14 protein-coding genes are annotated in these 16235 nt (G+C 44.4%); 6 read left to right on the forward strand and 8 right to left on the reverse strand.

Features of this window, described 5'->3' with window-relative positions:
* Positions 1-126 precede the first annotated feature (126 nt).
* The 5 genes from cas6 to JGK22_RS07310 are packed head-to-tail and all read right to left on the reverse strand — an operon-like array spanning position 127 to position 7774.
* The gene (gene cas6 / locus JGK22_RS07290; protein WP_293217433.1) at positions 127-960 is read right to left on the reverse strand and encodes a CRISPR-associated endoribonuclease Cas6; all 834 of its coding nucleotides are present in this window, start codon (positions 958-960) and stop codon (positions 127-129) included.
* A gap of 31 nt (positions 961-991) precedes the next feature.
* Positions 992-3271 carry a type I-D CRISPR-associated helicase Cas3' gene (cas3, locus tag JGK22_RS07295; protein WP_293217436.1) on the reverse strand — a complete coding sequence of 760 codons (2280 nt, stop codon included), beginning with the start codon at positions 3269-3271 and terminating at the stop codon, positions 992-994.
* Positions 3264-4025: a type I-D CRISPR-associated protein Cas5/Csc1 gene (gene cas5d, locus JGK22_RS07300; protein ID WP_293205480.1), complete on the reverse strand. Its 762-nt coding sequence runs from the start codon at positions 4023-4025 to the stop codon at positions 3264-3266. The genes cas3 and cas5d overlap by 8 nt, the downstream gene beginning before the upstream one ends.
* Before the next feature lie 3 nt (positions 4026-4028).
* A complete protein-coding gene (gene cas7d, locus JGK22_RS07305) occupies positions 4029-5048 on the reverse strand; it encodes a type I-D CRISPR-associated protein Cas7/Csc2 (protein ID WP_293205478.1) in 1020 nt (339 codons plus the stop codon).
* Positions 5049-5065: 17 nt separating this feature from the next.
* On the reverse strand, positions 5066-7774 hold the full coding sequence (locus JGK22_RS07310) for a CRISPR-associated protein Csc3 (RefSeq protein ID WP_293205476.1): 2709 nt from the start codon (positions 7772-7774) through the stop codon (positions 5066-5068).
* 161 nt (positions 7775-7935) lie between these two features.
* Between JGK22_RS07310 and JGK22_RS07315 the strand changes: the two genes are divergently transcribed.
* Positions 7936-8787, forward strand: coding sequence for a WYL domain-containing protein (locus JGK22_RS07315; protein WP_293205474.1), 852 nt, complete (start codon positions 7936-7938; stop codon positions 8785-8787).
* A 206-nt stretch (positions 8788-8993) separates the two neighbouring features.
* On the opposite strand, the gene JGK22_RS07320 is transcribed toward JGK22_RS07315, so the two are convergent.
* Positions 8994-9203: a hypothetical protein gene (locus JGK22_RS07320; RefSeq protein ID WP_293182340.1), complete on the reverse strand. Its 210-nt coding sequence runs from the start codon at positions 9201-9203 to the stop codon at positions 8994-8996.
* 260 nt (positions 9204-9463) lie between these two features.
* On the opposite strand from JGK22_RS07320, the gene grxC reads away from it, so the two are divergent.
* On the forward strand, positions 9464-9778 hold the full coding sequence (gene grxC, locus JGK22_RS07325) for a glutaredoxin 3 (protein WP_293182299.1): 315 nt from the start codon (positions 9464-9466) through the stop codon (positions 9776-9778).
* Between the two features lie 148 nt (positions 9779-9926).
* Here grxC and menD read toward each other — a convergent pair whose 3' ends face one another.
* Together menD and JGK22_RS07335 are read right to left on the reverse strand one after the other, a co-directional pair.
* A complete protein-coding gene (menD, locus tag JGK22_RS07330; protein ID WP_293281792.1) occupies positions 9927-11891 on the reverse strand; it encodes a 2-succinyl-5-enolpyruvyl-6-hydroxy-3-cyclohexene-1-carboxylic-acid synthase in 1965 nt (654 codons plus the stop codon).
* A 286-nt stretch (positions 11892-12177) separates the two neighbouring features.
* Positions 12178-13608 carry an isochorismate synthase gene (locus JGK22_RS07335; protein WP_293193231.1) on the reverse strand — a complete coding sequence of 477 codons (1431 nt, stop codon included), beginning with the start codon at positions 13606-13608 and terminating at the stop codon, positions 12178-12180.
* 188 nt (positions 13609-13796) lie between these two features.
* Between JGK22_RS07335 and JGK22_RS07340 the strand changes: the two genes are divergently transcribed.
* From JGK22_RS07340 to menH, 4 genes are all read left to right on the forward strand, one after another.
* A complete protein-coding gene (locus JGK22_RS07340; RefSeq protein ID WP_293182305.1) occupies positions 13797-13943 on the forward strand; it encodes a hypothetical protein in 147 nt (48 codons plus the stop codon).
* A 46-nt stretch (positions 13944-13989) separates the two neighbouring features.
* Positions 13990-14886, forward strand: coding sequence for a 2-carboxy-1,4-naphthoquinone phytyltransferase (gene menA / locus JGK22_RS07345; protein WP_293197660.1), 897 nt, complete (start codon positions 13990-13992; stop codon positions 14884-14886).
* A 147-nt stretch (positions 14887-15033) separates the two neighbouring features.
* The gene (locus tag JGK22_RS07350; protein ID WP_293205470.1) at positions 15034-15279 is read left to right on the forward strand and encodes a hypothetical protein; all 246 of its coding nucleotides are present in this window, start codon (positions 15034-15036) and stop codon (positions 15277-15279) included.
* Positions 15280-15304: 25 nt separating this feature from the next.
* Positions 15305-16105, forward strand: a complete 801-nt coding sequence (menH, locus tag JGK22_RS07355; RefSeq protein WP_293205468.1) for a 2-succinyl-6-hydroxy-2,4-cyclohexadiene-1-carboxylate synthase — start codon at positions 15305-15307, stop codon at positions 16103-16105.
* The last annotated feature ends 130 nt before the right edge of the window (positions 16106-16235 follow it).

A 16235-nucleotide genomic window follows, 5' to 3' on the forward strand; every position in this document is an offset into this window, starting at 1 on the left:
GCCCGCCCTGGACATCCATAATTAGCAACAGGCAAGATGCCTGTTCCACAAGAGTTTAGTATTATTGTGGGGTGGGCATCTTGCCCGCCCTGGACATCCGGCATCTTGCCCGCCCTCAAAATCCGTTTAACTCCTATTAACAACAATCCGTCGAGTCATCCCCATCCCCATCGGAGTTTTCCTCCCCACCCCGCAGTAAAGACCAAAATCAGCCAAAGCATTAATTTGCTTAATCACCAAAGGCTCCACATCACCCAAAATCCGATAACTAACCTCCCCAACCATGCCCACAAAATTGCTTTCATAGTTAGTCAATCTTTCAGTTTTGATATTGACAAAGGTCGAAAAAAGTGAATCCAATGGTAAATTAGGAATCTCAATCCCGCTGTACTTATTCCAGCGACTGAGGAGACTGTTAAAAACGCAATCTCTAGTAGGAATCACCGAATCAAATTTTCCCTGCCGAAAAGTAGTAGGAGTCGCAAAACTGAAGGCAATTAAGCGATTAGTTTCCGAAGCTTGTTCGTAAAGTTGAGAGTAAGTACAAGCATTAGCCCAAGGTTGATCTACTTGAGGTGTTCCGAGAATCTTCGTAATCATCAAATCCGCCGGGCCAAGGTGCCACGGACGGGATGGATTGAGATTCAGCCAAAGGTGAGTTAATTTGCCAAATAAAGTGTCATCCAGCAGACTAATTCGCCACCAACAGAGAGAGTGTTCTGGAATCGATTCTATGTGTTCTGATTGGAGAGAATGGTGTTTTTTGAAAGGGCATTTTTTAGTTTGCAAAGGGCTGAGGGTGAAGGATTTGTCGGCTGTGGCATCGTGGAGGCGATCGCCGAGTTGTTTGTCAACGGAACTCACGAGGGTGAGGAAGAGGGCGTGCAGGTGTCTTCCGGTGAGGTATCCGGGGGGAATTGGGGCGATGGGAAGAAGGTTGAGGATGAGACTGTGCGGCATATTTAGTTAATGGTTGGTGATTGTTGATTTTCTAAATGATGAAAGGTTCATCATCGGGGAGACGTAGCTGTTTGCTTTTCATTGCCATAGCTAAGATTCCTGCTAATCCAGGTAAAAACTTGTATTCTTTCTCAGCATCGTCACAAGCAATGACGATCGGATATGAGACAATTCCTTGCTTTCGGAGTTGGAAAATAGCAGCAGCATTTTTGACTCCGCAAACTATTACTCCCGGTAGCAATTGTTTTTCCAAAACTTTCAGCAAAGGAGTTGGTGCGATCGCACTTCCCAGCCGCCGTTCTATTCTACAATCGGGAAAAGCCGTTAACTTGTTGAGCTCTTTGTTAACAAAATTTTGCGAACTGTCGCGATAGCGCAACCGAAAGCTCAATTCATAGGTGACTTTAGCGCGGGCTGTTACTACCACAAATTCGCCATCTTCTACAAATTCGTAATAACGCAAAAGATGGAGAGGGTCTAAAATTGTTTCTTCCGAATCATCCAGCAATAAGCCTTGAGGATCGCGGATCGGGAGACTGTCAAACAAGCCGGAACGAAATTGAAATAGCGGTGCATAGCTAGCACTCCAAATCTCAGCAAAGTCTTTTAATTCTTTACCAGCTTCATCATCTTCTTGAAACAAGTTTTCAAATTCTTCGATGCTGGCTCTTTTTGCTTTTAGTTCCTCAACTTCAAACGGATAGTGAACCTCTAAAAACTTTTTGACAAAAGCTTGACCGCCTTTAATGTATTTCCACTGGCTTTTGAGAGTGAGTTTTTTAGCAGAGACTTTGACAATATCTTCCGCCCCGCGCAAGGTTCGCATTCGGCGCCGGTAATAGTCCCAATCGCGATTTCCTCCGAGTGTTTCTTTCAGAGTATTGAAAAGTTGCATTATTAATTCAATGCCGGGTAAATTCTCAAATTTTTCTTCGAGTTCTAACAAAGGACGGGCAATTTCTAAAAAGGCTTCGGAACGCCAATAAACGTCTAAAAAGGGTTTGTCAAGACAGGGAATACTGTCAAGGATTTGTTTGAGTGCGGCGCGTCCTCCTGTACAATCTAGGGTGGATAAACCTTGTTCCCAAGCCTTTTCTGGTAAATAGCCGATCGCCTCGGAATCAATATTAGTTTCAGACTTGCCCAATACCCGTCCAACTCGTCCCAATCGCTGCCAAAATGAAAAGCGATCGCGACTGGAAAAAATCAACCAATCCAAGTTTTGCCGCGTCGGTGCAGGCTTTCTTTCAAAGTTAAATCCGACATCTACGGTGCTGGTTGCGAGAATAATCGGGCGTTGGGCTGCTAATTTGCGATCGCCCTGGGGAGTAGAACCCGTAATCCGCCCGAATTTTCCGCCCAAACCTCTTGCATAAAGCAAGTCAGCCAAGCGATTGATGTGGTCTTTTGAGTCGAGAATTACCGCACCATTGCGATCGGAATTTTCTCGAAAACGGTTGACAACTTCCTCTGCTAATTCTAGTAAAAACTGGCTTCTTTCAGGTTGCGATCGCAATTCAAGATTAACTGCTGTTTGCGATGGTAAAAGATGAGAATTGTCTGTTTCTCCATTAATCCAGGCTATTTTAACACCCTTGAACTCTAAATTTCTCAATGCTAACTCACAAGCTGGTTCTGGTGTTGCTGTCAACAAAACTACTCGCCGCCCGTATTCAAAAAAGCCGAAAACGTAAGAATAAGTCAGATAAAACAGTAAACTAACCAACTGTTTAGCGTCATATAGATGAAATTCATCAAAAATTACAGTGCCAAACTTTTGATAAAAAGCACTGGCGATGTTTGTGCGATCGTTCTTGTTGTACGCAAAGAAAGTCGCGTAGTAAAAAATATCAGGATTCGTTACCAAAATAATTGGTCGGTTAGCCCCGACATCTGAAAATACTGTAGCCGGATTCCGCAATACATTGTACAGCTTCTCACCAGGGCGATTGCCAACATCATTAGGCCATTCCCTAACTTCCCTAGCAGAAGCAGATTTCACAACGTGACGCAAACCTGCTGCGCGGACAAACTTTTCTAAAGCTTCTCGCTGTTGTTCCACTAAGGCATTAGTCGGCGCGACATAAACAGCACTTTGAGTGGGATTATGCAGTAATACTGTACAACTAGCTTCTGTTTTTCCAGTGCCAGTTGGCGACGAATTGAGCACAATATCAGCATTCCGAGACTGTTCAAATACATCAACTTGATGCTGAAGTGCATTTTTCATAAATGCCAACTCAGGCGGCAGCGATGCACAAGCTGAAATACTTCGAGGTTCTAGCTTAATAACTAACTTTTCATTAGCCATTTTGTCTGCCTCCGCAACAGAAATATAAATTGGCTGGCACAATCATTTCACCAATCTGCCAAGCTGCACCTCGAAAGGAAAGGTTTTTCAGTAAAGGTGCTGGCGGCATGGAAATTAAATCGAATGACAAAAGCTCTAAATTAGGCGGGAGATCGGCTACACTTAAATAAGCTTGACTTTGATAATCGCCAGTCGGTAAAAGAGCTATTTCACATTCAGATAAAACATTCACTTTGACTTTACTCATGAATTTACCCACGCGAATATAATCGGGTAATTCGCAATTTCCAAACACCACAGTTTGAAACTTGTTACCGCGTTCAATCATCCGCAACCGTCCGGTTTGAGGAAAATTACTTGCTCTAAATGAACTCGGTTTTTTTCCTTGTCTTTGAATTGGTAAATCTTCACGGGCTGTAGCGACGCGGTTATTAGTCATCGCGTACCAATAAGCATCCGAAAGTGCGTTGAACCGCTCAAATCTGAATGTTACTCTGCCATTTATTGGCGAAGCTGGCAATACATAACAAGTTTGTGCGATCGATCCTAAATCTTCTTTGTAGGTTGGTCGTCCTGTTGCCTCACCTTGAAGGCGATAGGGGGAACGTACCCAGCCAAAAGCATAGGCAAGAGCATAGTTCCCGATCGCACCTTCAGTGTAATAGGTATCAGACAACTCCCTAGAGGCAAAAAAGACTGGTTCTGCACACCACAGTTCGACTATTTTTGCCTTTTGAAAAGGAAGTGTTGACATAGATTAACTCTCTGTTTCTACAGGTGTTTTTTTGTTTTTGCCTTTGCCTTTTTTCTCGGCAGGAGGTAGACGGAAAGGCTGGTAGGATCTATCCAATCGCTTCAGAAATTCATCGCGTTCTGTTTCTGACCAGTGATGGTCTACATCGGCAATTAAACTTTTTAATTCATCTTCCGAAAGCTGCATCGAAACTCCACGCTTGTTAGTCCAATTTGCAATGACTTGTTTGATTGCTGCACTCAAATCATCAGTATCGAAAGGATGCTCTAAAGGCTTTGGCAAAGCATCATAGGTAGCTTGTACCAATTCGAGAGAACTAGGAAGTTCGGCAATGCTGCCAAAGACTCCTAATATCTGGTTTTCCATCCGTCCGACGCGGCTGGAAACAGCGCCGTAGCGACTTGTTAGCAGAATATTGCCGATCGCATAACGCAACTCATCAGCCGTAACATCTTTGAGGGTGACGACATCAATAAAATGCACTCCCGGTTTGATATATTCACTGGTATTTAAAGCGGTTGATGGTTTGCCATTTTCATCGCGCATTGTGCCGTTTTCAAAGATAGCATTGATTGTGCGATCGCCCACAGCTTGACCGGCCGTCAAAATACTAAAAGCATCTTCAGTCCAAACCCGGCTTTTTTGAGCGCCGCCGCCTCCAGCAGCAAAACCATACAGAAAACAATCGACGCACATTTCGCAAGGTGCATTAGTGTTTAGCGAACAAAGAGCACCTTCTTTTGGACTTGTATAAAGAAGTTCGTGAGCTCTTAAGAATTCGCGTCCCCTGCGCCTTTCTGGTGCTACCTGTTTGCGCTTAGTCATCACCAAACGCTGCACGATTGTCTTCTTATCTTCTAAACCAGCAGGCACAAATTCGCTGCACATTGGTTCGCCAGAACCTTCGGTGCGAAAAATAGTTTCAGAATGAGTTGTCCTGAGAACAATTAAACTGATAATTCGCCCTTTGGGGAAATTATCGTAAGTGGGAGCAAGAACTGGATTAAGCTTGTTAATTGACATGGGAACCTCCTAATTAATTAAACAGATGTGGTGGTTTCAACAGAATCATCAGAGTTATCTTCAGACTTTCTTTTGGGAAGCTGCTGATATGCTTCTTGCCAGAAAAACAAATATGCAGCTTCAAGTTTGTCTTTATCGGAGAGAAGTTTCTCTGGACGCCCTTGATAAACTTCCTCATAGAGTTTTCGCAAAACCTCGTAATATTGCTTGATTTGTTCGCGCTTAGTTGCACCTACAACGTGATCGCGAATGCGATCGAGGCGAGTGTGGTACTGCTGCACTAGAGAGGCAAACATAAACTCTAAATCCATGTAAGGCTTTTGGGAGCGCACTGCTGCTGTAAAATCAGTGAATGGTTCTGCTAAAGACGTGCGTTTGAAAGAACTTCCCTTGAGGTTAGCAGCCGCCGCTATTTGAGCTGCTTCTTTGAGATATTGGGTTAAAAGTGTATTTTGATTGGGCATAAGACTCTCCAGTAAACTATTCAAAGGTTCGCGAATGCGACTCCAAATTACACTCAGATTAGGTTCATCTTGTTCTCGTAAAGTCCAGCGCAGCAGCACATAATAAAGGTTAAGAGGTTGTGCCGCTGCACGGGCTAAATCGTACAAACAATCATCGGCTTTCTGAATGCTGGCAACTGCGATCGCTAGTTGGCCGATACAGCGCAGCCGCTTGAGGATTTCCTCGGCTTCTTGACGGCTGTATTGTCCGCTTCCTAGCAAAGTTTGGAGTGCAGCCGGAATTCCCTCTACCCGCCCGTAAATATTTGATGATGTTTCTACTTCTAAATTGCCACTCAGGGTAAAGGGAAAGCCAAACTCTAAAGATAAGGATAATTCTAAAGCTAGTCGCAGTGACTTGAGCAAGGCAACAGAAGCATTAGCATCTCCCCAAACTAAGGCTTCGGTAACAGTTGCATGGACAAATTCTGGACGTTTGGGAAATGCAATTCCGACAACTTTGTTAGCCTTGAATTCCAGAATATTGTCTTTGTAAAGCTTAAACTCGTCAACTGTTACAGTACCGCCTTCAGCATTGGTAGCAGCAAGTTCTTTTAAATGTTCTCGCCAAATCCTCAGTAATTCTGGAGAAGAACCTTTCGGTAATGCTAGGTGCAAATAGATGGGATCTTTTTTATTAGCACCCGGAAAGTTTGCTCCGATCGCCATTAACTGATAAGCTAAAGCAGCCATTGAGTCTGCTTGCCTTTTTGGTTCGGCGCTGCTTCCACCGGGTAAGCGATTTGAGAAAACTTGAACTTTTGTACCGGGTGGCATATTGCCAGAAACTAAGTCGTCTGTTTCGCTGAAAGTAGACCCCAGAGAACAGCGTTTGCGAGGATTTGCTTCTATATAAGCATTCAGTTCGTCTATTCCGTTCCATTGAAGTGCTATGGGTAAACTTAAAGTTTTGGCAACTGCTGCAATTATTTCTTCTGAAGCCTCAGATGTCTCTGGTTTGTGGGTGCTTTCTTTTCGCAATTGGAAGGATTCGCGTAGTGCTTCCAGAATGCCCTCTAATCCTTTTTGAGCTGCTTTCGCTGCAAATAAAGGTCGCCCGTATTGTCCGTTAAAAGGTTCAAGTGCGGCTCTTTGCTGTTGTGAAATGCCAACACGATCGGCAATTTTGTCCCAAACTTCTTTCGGATTAATTCCTGCTTCTCGATAGCTGAGATAAGCCGCTTTCAATCCTTCGGCGATCGCAAATTCTTCTGCACTCCCAACAGCCAGCAAACCAATGGCTGCTGCGTTTTGCACGGCATCTGCACCCGCAGTATCGCCCCATTTGGCAATATCTTTATTGATTTTATCCGCCTTGAATCCAGCTTTTTTCTTCTCCAATAAAGCCTGCACGTTTAGCAGCACTTCCTCAACATTTTGCTGGATGGCTGATTGAGCAATTTTAATCCCATCTTTGGTCGCCCGTACTAACCGTTCGATATTATTACCAAAAACTAGGTCGATTTTTCCTTGCCAACAAGCAGCTATCTCTGTTGTTAAATCAACTGTTGGCAAAGTTTCTCCCTCAAACAGTTCTCCATCTGGAAAAATTGCTAAGGTCGTCAACCCGTATTTTTGCAAAACTTCTTCGCAAGCCCCAAGTAACAAAGCTGTGATGTAACCTCTATCTTCAGATACGCGCACTCGAAACAGTTTACTGGGACGATTAAAGGCAACGGTTAATTCTTTTTGAACTTTCCGAAAACGTTCGGATTCGGCAATTCCTAAATCGAATAAATCCGCCCCTGTTAACATTGCGGCCCAGCGATCGATCGCCGGATCTTCGGGTAAAAATATCGCCGCATCGCTGCGGTTGTGCCCTGAGTGGCGTTCTATCAACTTTCTGGCTAATTCAAAGTCATTTTCTGTGACAACAAAGCTGAGTACGCAAGCTTTTTCTAACTGTTCTTGCAAAAATTCCCGATTTCTAGCCAGAGTTTGCACATTGCGTTTTTGTCCTGATAAATCGAGTTTGTTGAGGTCGTGAACGGCCGTTGCTGCTAGCAGTACAGGTCGTTTGTCTTCGGGGACTCCGCCGATGCGGCTGACTGTCAACATGAACTGACAGGCGGAGTCGAGGTGTTCTGCAAGGGTTGTCCCTTCCCTGACGCCGTACTGGTGATGGGCTGCGTGACGTTTGTAAAGCTGGGGTCGAATTTCGCTAAAATACCGTTCTTCTAAGGTTTTGGGAGGACGGTTCAACAGTCGGCGCTGGTTTGACACGATCGATTCCTCATGTAAAATTTATTGCTTGGGACAAGCTTTTGAGTTGCCAACAACTTCTGCAAGTGCAATGATGGTACTTTCTGGGTTTGCAGGGAATTACTATTTACAATAAAATCAATATAGCACGTATTTTTAAAAGTGCAAGTATATTTCTAGAAATGCCGCGAAAAAAAGAAGCACTCACCCTTTCAGTCCCACCGGAAACCAAAGAACAGCTAGAGTCGATCGCCCTTCGCCTCGGTATCTTCTGGGGTAAATCCCCCAGTGTATCTGGGTTATTGGTGGCGATCGCCCAACAAACAATCGAAGTTGGCGAACCCTTTAGACTCAATCCAGTGCAAGTACAATCTTTGAACAAAGCCGTCAAATTGCTTAACGACTCCGGCGAAGTCGAAGCCGCCCAGATCGTCATGGCATTACTTTTGGACAAAGCCAATCTGGAAACCCCTGTCCGGCAACAATTGCTCGAACAAGTCAGCCAAACTGCCGAAGCGTGGCGGATTCGACTCAATCAACTGATTGACGATCGCCAACCGTTCAGACTGTTTTATCAGTCACGCAAAGACAAAGTAAGCGAATTTACTGCCCGCAGTGCCAAAATTCGGCTCTACGACAAGCGCCTATACCTAGAAATCTCGTGCGACGAAGCTGACTCCAGAGAAATCCCGGAATTAGCTCACAATCGGTGTTTACGCTTGGACAAGATTGTCAACTTGCTACCTGCAAGTGAAAAATGGCACGAAACCATCGACTATCTAGAAGTACACTTACACTTTTTCAAGGGATTGGCTGGAAACTATGAATTCAAACCGGATGAAGATGTGGCAAATGAAATGGTGGGAGACGCGCGCCATGTAGTGAAGCGCGTATCCAGCCTGTTCTGGCTGTTTCGAGATGTCCACAGGTACGGCAAAGATTGCGAGATTGTGTCGCCCCAGAACGTGCGCGATCGCTTCCAACAAGAAATCATTGACCTCTGCCACCTGTACAACCTGGAAATCCGCGATTAGCTAGCCGTCCAACAAAAAGCAGCCCGTTACAGGCTGCACATCGAAAAAAACCGTTGTTTTGTTGGAGGAGAAAACTTTACATCGAATTCAAATTGCCGTTATATCAAGTCTCTGGGACTCCGGCGGGCGATCGGCTGCCAACCAATTTCGCCATCTTTATCTACCGCTAACTCACCTTACCATCAGAACAAAACTGCAAATCCTCGTTACGCTGAAAGTTCGTTGACCATTCTCACCCGGCCTTTGAGCACTGCCCGCAGCAGGCGGTTGACACAGCATCTATCTTCGTCATTCAGCGACTCGTCTAAGGTGGCGGCCATCAAACCGTAGCGATCGGCTAATGTCAAAACGCCTGTGTCGGTTACAGAAGCGAGGATTTCAGAGATAGCGCCGGGGAGGAGTTGTAAAGCTTTCATGGCAGTGCGGTTGAATTCGATATATTCATAATCGCTTGGTTTCCTCAAAAGATCGGTGATATTAAGTAGGTTCCGCAGGTGATTATTTTGGATGAAAGCAAGTGATCGGAGTAGAGTAAATGTGTGACACGAATCACAGCACTACAGGTGCGGCAGGTAATTGCATCCCAGCCTAACCTTTGGTAGAACGCGGGATTGATGGCGTTTCGCTAAAATGATTTAATCTCTCAACCAGTTGAAATTTTACCCCTGTACCGAAAATGCTTGATTTTCTGAATCCCATTTTGGGCCGCAAGCCCGATCGCATCAAAGCCAATGTTGAAATTTATACTTGGCAAACCTGTCCGTACTGTATCCGCGCCAAAACTTTGCTGTGGTGGAAAGGCGTCAATTACACGGAATACAAAATTGACGGCGACGAAGCTGCTAGAAATGCCATGGCCGATCGCGCTAACGGAAAGCGCAGCGTGCCCCAAATATTTATTAACAGTCAACACGTCGGCGGCTGCGATGACATTCACAAACTTGATGGAGATGGAGAGTTAGATGCACTGCTAGCTCAAGCAGCCGTTTAAATATTGTTCATAAAAGGTTCGTAGTAAGGACTTTAGTCCTTGAATTCTTAAAGAAAGGACTAAAGTCCTGACTACGAACCTTTGGCATATGAGGTTCGTAGTCAGGACTTTAGTCCTTAAATTTCCCAAGAAAGGACTGAAGTCCTTACTACGAACCTTTGGCAAATTTACTTAGGTTATCTTGCCGCCATTTAGCATCTGTACGCCTGTTTGTTGGCAATTCTAAGACCCGAATCCCGTTATTTGGTAGAAAACTTAATTTTTGTTGGAACTGCTCCCAATGCTCAATTATCTCGTGTTCCACGCCGTAAGTTGCACACAATTGAGCAAAATTGATATCCTGCGGTGTGGCAAAAAACTCTTCAAAGGGCGGGTCAAATTTAGCAACTGGCAACATTTCAAAAATCCCGCCACCGTTGTTATTAATTAAAACAATTGTCAGATGACCGACAAATTTATTTGTAATTAAAAAGCCGTTGGTGTCGTGCAAAAGTGTTAAATCACCTGTTAACAAAATGCTGCTTTGATTGCGGTGGGCGACTCCTAAAGCTGTTGACAATGTGCCGTCTATGCCGTTGGCGCCGCGATTGACAAAAGGTTTTATTTCTAAGTTGTTCGGCTTCCAGAAAAACTCGACATCTCGGACTGGCATACTGTTGGAAATAAATATGGGTGTGGCTGGTGGCAATATTTGGGAAAGCAGCCAAGAAATTTTTGGTTCGATGATGTTGTTAATTGCTGATAGTTTTTGGTCTATTGTTTGTCTGACTTGGGTTTCGGTGTTTCGCCAAAGTTGGAGGTATTCGTTTGATGGAGAGGTGAGGGGTAGGCACGGGGGCACTACCCCTACAAAATTCTGGTTTTTTGTTTCATTGTTTGTAGGGGCAATCCCCCCGTGGTTGCCCCGATCTTGAACCCCCCCTAACCCCCCCTTGGTAAGGGGGGGGACTTGAGTTAATAGAGTTGCGAGGTTTTCTACAGAGGTTCGTAGGTGAATTGTTGGGCCGTGTAGGGGATCGAAGTTGTGGTGGCTGGGGTCGATTATGTAGCGTTTGGGTTGGGTTTTGTCTAACCAGTTTCGCAATTCTTTGCTTGTGGGTAAGTCTCCGATTTGAATGGCGATTTCTGGGGTTAATTTATCTGCTAGTTCGCGGTTTCGCAGGATTAAATCGTAGGTGGAAATTAGATGGGGGTTGAGTTGGGCGCGGTTTCTTAAGGGCGATAGTCCTTCTGCTAATACTGGCCAGTTTAATAGTTGGGAAATTTTGCCGATCGCACTACAATACTTTTCTGCATCTTCAGGCTGGGCTACACCTGCAATAATAATCCCTTTACTGCATTCGGGCCATTGTTCTATTGCACTTCTTACTCCCCCCCTTGGCAAGGGGGGGCTGGGGGGGGTAGAAGTTTCTGCTGCACAAATCGGTTCTATTGCACTTCTTACTCCCCCCTTTAACAAGGGGGGGCTGGGGGGGGTAGAAGTTTCTGCTGCAAAAATCGGTTCTAATCCTGCAAAGAAATATTCGATATCGAATTGTGTTTCTAAAGCTTCGACAGCAATGTCTGAAACTGGTACAAGCGGATCCCGAAGGGGGATGTTGAGGTGGACTGGGCCTGGTGTCGGAAAGGTCGATCGCTCGATCGCGTACACGATCGTCTGTCGCACATAGTCTAGCATTCCTATGGACGCTGAAGGGATGGCTAATTCCGCTTGCCAGTTGGGATAATTGCCGTATAGTTTAACTTGGTCGATCGCTTGTCCGGCGTGACAGTCGCGCAATTCGGGGGGTCTATCTGCTGTGAGAATTAGCAGCGGAATTCGACTTTCACGGGCTTCGATAATCGCCGGATAAAAGTTGGCTGCGGCGGTTCCTGAGGTACAAATTAGGGCGGTTGGTACACCGGATTTTTTGGCGATTCCTAAGGCGAAGAAACTCGCAGATCTCTCGTCGAGGATGGGGATAGTTTCTATTAACTTATTCTGGGCGAAGGCTATGGTTAGCGGGGCCGATCGCGAACCGGGACAAATTACGGCTGTGGTTAGTCCCAGTCGCTGCAATGTCTCGGCTATGATGGAAGCCCAGAGGGTGTTTGTGTTCCGAAAGTCAAGCATTTTGTTGTTTTGGCGATCGATAATATTTTATGACATATAACGGTTCTCAATCAAAGCTCAATAAACCGGGTTTTTTCGAGATTGAGGGTTTTTGGCTAGTCTTGGCTGAAAAACCCGGTTTCTGGCTACCCATATCTAAGTCTTAAGTTACCTAATTTCTCGCTACATAGTTATGAGATATAGCAGTTATCGCAAAAGTAAGGTATGCCCTATGCCCTATGCCCTATGCCCTATGCCCTATGCCCTATGTCTTATCTCATTTTTCGCTCGAAAGGCTATATTATTCTTAAACTAAAGCATTTAAAAGTGCTTGCAGTTTCAGTTGAATTTCTGCTAGTTCTTTGTCGGGTTCGGAACCTGCCACAATTCCAACACCAGCATGAAGTATCGCCCGAGATCCATCGATTAATGCCGATCGAATGCCGACAGCAAATTCGCCGTTACCAGTGCGATCGATCCAGCCCAGGGGTGCTGCATACAAAGAGCGATCGCAGCTTTCGCAGCCCCGAATTTGCTGTAGTGCAATATCCCTCGGTACCCCCGCTACCGCTGGCGTTGGATGCAGTTGGGCTAAAATTTTCAATAAGTGAATATCTGGGGGAATTCTAGCCCTGATGGGTGTCCACAAATGCTGAATGTTGGATAGTTGCAGCAGTCTCGGTAGCGGGGAAAAGTCGGGATGGATGCCGAGACTCGAAAGGCGATCGATTATAAAGTCAATTACAGCTTGATGTTCTCGAATATCCTTTTCGCTGTTGAGTAAATCTTTGCCTAAATTACCATCTTCTGCTTCAGTTTTTCCCCTCGGTGCAGAACCGGCTAAAGCATCTGCGATCAACTGATTGTTGTGAATGCTAATTAAGCGTTCTGGACTGGCACCGATAAATTGCTGACCTTTGCCGTTACTGGTAGAAAACACGTAGCAACCTGGATAGGTGAGGCGCAAGTTATTTAAGGAATCTATTACGCTAAAAGGTGTTTGGCAAATGACATTTATAGCTTGGGACAACACAATTTTACTGAAATATTTAGACTCGATTAATTCTAAAGCGGACTTGACAGATCTTTTAAATTGAGCGGCATCATTGACAGGAATTTGTTTTAATGGAAGTGAGTTTTGGCTGTTAATTAATTTGATGTATTTTTGAGAGGCAATTTTATCAAATTGTTTGCTAATGGTTTCAGTAATAATTTTAACATTTATATCTCTATCTATTTTGGCATTGGCGACAATTGTACAGCTATCGTTGAGGCGAGTAATCTGCCATTTGGGTAAAAATATGGTACCGGGGGGAAAGTAAGAATTGGTGGCGACATTCTCATCAAAAAAAGCAAAGCTACAAAAAAAGTGCGGCCCGCTAAAGGGCAAACGTTCCGTACCGATGGTAATTGTCCGGGCTAGACTTGATTGAATAAAATTTTGAGCGAGGGCAAATCGATCGCTTCCTGCTACTGTGAGATGGATTGCCGAATCTAGGGCGGCGATCGCAAAACTGTTGCCGACAATGGGGTCTCTTTTTTCAAAATAAAAGTGTCTGTCATCGGGTGTGGCAATTTCTTGCAGTACCGCTAGCGGATCGACGGGGGAAATTTCCTGAGAAATACTAACTATTTTTGTTTGATCTTTTTCGGTTAAAGACTGCTGGCAATCTAACAGCAACTGATGCAGTTGATTGCGGTCTTGCAAAAGATTGGCGCGGTGCGGTATTACTGTCATGAAATCGAGAATAGCAGATTTGTCAGAAAGAGTGCGGTTTTGTCCCGCTATAATCCCTATTTCGATCTAACCACGCTCGGGCGATCGCCAAACATGACCTTTCGAGTTTCCCGACTGTTTGGGCACGCTGGAGGGAGAAAACAGACGATTGCGCGATCCATCGAAACATTTAGACATAAAACTTAAGATTGAGAGGGCGACTCTCGGTAAAAGGCGATCGACCCCGCAGAGGTTTGCAGGTGGGCATTACCGGGCGTGCGATCGCCCGCAAAGACTATCAACGGATGCCGGAGGCGCACTCAAGCGGAGACTTAGCAGACATTCTTCACCAATAAAATTGTAAAATTACTGAGCTGCTATCAATTGCATCAAGTTTGTGTAATGACAACAAAGATAATTGAGCGTTCAAATAGTAAATTGTGGCTGGCGGCAATCAAGCCGCCCATGTACAGCGTTGCTGTTATTCCTATTTCAGTAGGAACTGCAATTGCTTTTGCCGAAACTCAAACGATTAATGCGTCAATTTTTTCGACATTTTTAATTTCAGCCATTTTAATTATAGCATGGCTGAATCTCACCAATGATGTATTTGACTCGGAAACAGGGATAGACAAAAATAAAGCACATTCCTTGGTAAACTTAACCGGAAATAAAGCTTTAATTTTCTGGCTTGCCAATCTATTTTTAGCAATCGGAGTGTCGGGAATCTGCGGTATTTCCTGGTGGCAAAAAGACCCAACAGTAATTTTGCTAGTAGTTTTGTGCTGCGCCCTCGGCTACACTTATCAAGGGCCGCCGTTTCGTTTGGGCTATCAGGGTTTAGGCGAAATTATTTGCTTTTTTACCTTCGGGCCGCTAGCTTTAGCTGCTGCTTATTACAGTCAAAATCAAACTTGGTCTGCTACTAATTTCGCAGGTTCGGCAATAGTGGGAATTACTACGAGTATCATCTTATTTTGTTCTCACTTCCATCAAGTTGAGGACGATTTGGCGGCGGGTAAAAAATCGCCGATTGTCCGAATTGGTACGAAAAAAGGTGTGCAGTTGTTGCAGTGGTTGTGCGGCAGCGTTTATGCTTTGACTGTGCTGTTTGTGGCGCTGCGAATGTTCCCAATTTGGACGCTGTTGATTTTTGGAAGTTTGTTTTTTGCGATCGACCTTTGCCGCCATGTCGCAAACTATCACGACCAACCCGCAAAGGTCAGCAACTCTAAGTTTATCGCAGTGGCGCTGCATTTTACGAGCGGTTTGCTGCTAGCGCTGGGGTTTGTGCTGTAGTTTGGGCGATTATCGAGAATTTCGGTAAAATAGAACTATGGTTCGTAGTCAGGACTTTAGTCCTATCTGCAAGATTTTAGTCAATAAGGACTAAAGTCCTTACTACAAACAGTTTGATATTGAATCGAAAACAACGAGAAGAAAATCATGAGTACGCCAGTAGAAACTAGCCCAATCCTCACCCTAGAAGAAATCTTTAGTCTGTATCCTGATGAGTGGGTACTCATCGTCAATCCTGAATTAGATGAAGAATTAAGCGTGATTCGAGGTGAAGTTTTAGCCCATGCAATAGAACGCGATGAAATTTATAGTAAGCTTTCATTAAGGAATGGAAAATCGGTGGCAATAGAATATACTGGATTGATACCTGACAACCTAGTAATGATATTGTAATAAAAATAGGAGCTTAATGGTGTAGATGAACAAATCTAAAAAATATCAATTTCACTATTCTTTAACTGGGAACAAAAATCAGCCACTAATTTTATTACTCCACGGATTCACGGGCGACAGTCAAGACTTTAACAGCGTCATTTTCTTACTATCTCAAAGTTATTGTTGTCTAGCAGTTGACCTTCCCGGTCACGGACAAACCAGAGTCATCGGCGACGAAAGTTGCTACAATATGTCAAATACAGCCCAAGCATTGATCCACTTATTAGATGATTTACAAATAGACAAATGTTTGTTGTTGGGCTATTCAATGGGCGGGCGATTGGCACTGTATATGACACTGCATTTTCCAGACAGATTCGAGAAAGTAGTGCTAGAGTCAGCCTCCCCGGGATTGAAGACGGAAAAAGATCGATCGCACAGACGGCAAGCCGATTCACAAACAGCACAAAACCTCGAAAATAGCAACATCAAAGATTTTATCTTAAACTGGTACGACCGCCCTTTATTCAAATCATTAAAAAAATCCCCCAAATTCGAGAAACTCATAGAAAGCCGTTTAGCAAACAATCCCTTAGAATTAGCAAAATCCCTCCGCAACATGGGAACTGGCCACCAGCCCTCTCTGTGGGAAAAACTCGCCCAAAATCAAATCCCCATTCTCTTGCTAGCGGGAGAAGATGATGATAAATTTCAACGTATCAATGCAGAAATTGCCAGCTTGTGTCCGGCTGCTACTCTCAAGATTATACCAAACGCTGGTCACAATATCCATTTTGAAAATATTGATGACTTTGCATCAGTTGTGAGACAATTTTATGATTAACGGGTAGTCAGAAACCGGGTTTTTTGCGAAAATCATTCGTTGTTACCGACAAATTAGGTAAAAAACCCGGTTTCTTTGGCCTTAGTGATGATTAACGGGTAGTCAGAAACCGGGTTTTTTACGAAAATCA

Origin of the sequence: Microcoleus sp. PH2017_08_TRC_O_A, assembly GCF_020738665.1 — a bacterium.
Lineage (GTDB): Bacteria > Cyanobacteriota > Cyanobacteriia > Cyanobacteriales > Microcoleaceae > Microcoleus.

Bases quoted from the DNA above. Each gene is read 5' to 3' on its own strand.
- cas6 (WP_293217433.1), bottom strand. From the start codon at position 960: ATGCCGCACAGTCTCATCCTCAACCTTCTTCCCATCGCCCCAATTCCC.
- cas3 (WP_293217436.1), bottom strand. From the start codon at position 3,271: ATGGCTAATGAAAAGTTAGTTATTAAGCTAGAACCTCGAAGTATTTCA.
- cas5d (WP_293205480.1), bottom strand. From the start codon at position 4,025: ATGTCAACACTTCCTTTTCAAAAGGCAAAAATAGTCGAACTGTGGTGT.
- cas7d (WP_293205478.1), bottom strand. From the start codon at position 5,048: ATGTCAATTAACAAGCTTAATCCAGTTCTTGCTCCCACTTACGATAAT.
- JGK22_RS07315 (WP_293205474.1), top strand. From the start codon at position 7,936: ATGCCGCGAAAAAAAGAAGCACTCACCCTTTCAGTCCCACCGGAAACC.
- JGK22_RS07320 (WP_293182340.1), bottom strand. From the start codon at position 9,203: ATGAAAGCTTTACAACTCCTCCCCGGCGCTATCTCTGAAATCCTCGCT.
- grxC (WP_293182299.1), top strand. From the start codon at position 9,464: ATGCTTGATTTTCTGAATCCCATTTTGGGCCGCAAGCCCGATCGCATC.
- menD (WP_293281792.1), bottom strand. From the start codon at position 11,891: ATGCTTGACTTTCGGAACACAAACACCCTCTGGGCTTCCATCATAGCC.
- JGK22_RS07335 (WP_293193231.1), bottom strand. From the start codon at position 13,608: ATGACAGTAATACCGCACCGCGCCAATCTTTTGCAAGACCGCAATCAA.
- menA (WP_293197660.1), top strand. From the start codon at position 13,990: ATGACAACAAAGATAATTGAGCGTTCAAATAGTAAATTGTGGCTGGCG.
- JGK22_RS07350 (WP_293205470.1), top strand. From the start codon at position 15,034: ATGAGTACGCCAGTAGAAACTAGCCCAATCCTCACCCTAGAAGAAATC.
- menH (WP_293205468.1), top strand. From the start codon at position 15,305: ATGAACAAATCTAAAAAATATCAATTTCACTATTCTTTAACTGGGAAC.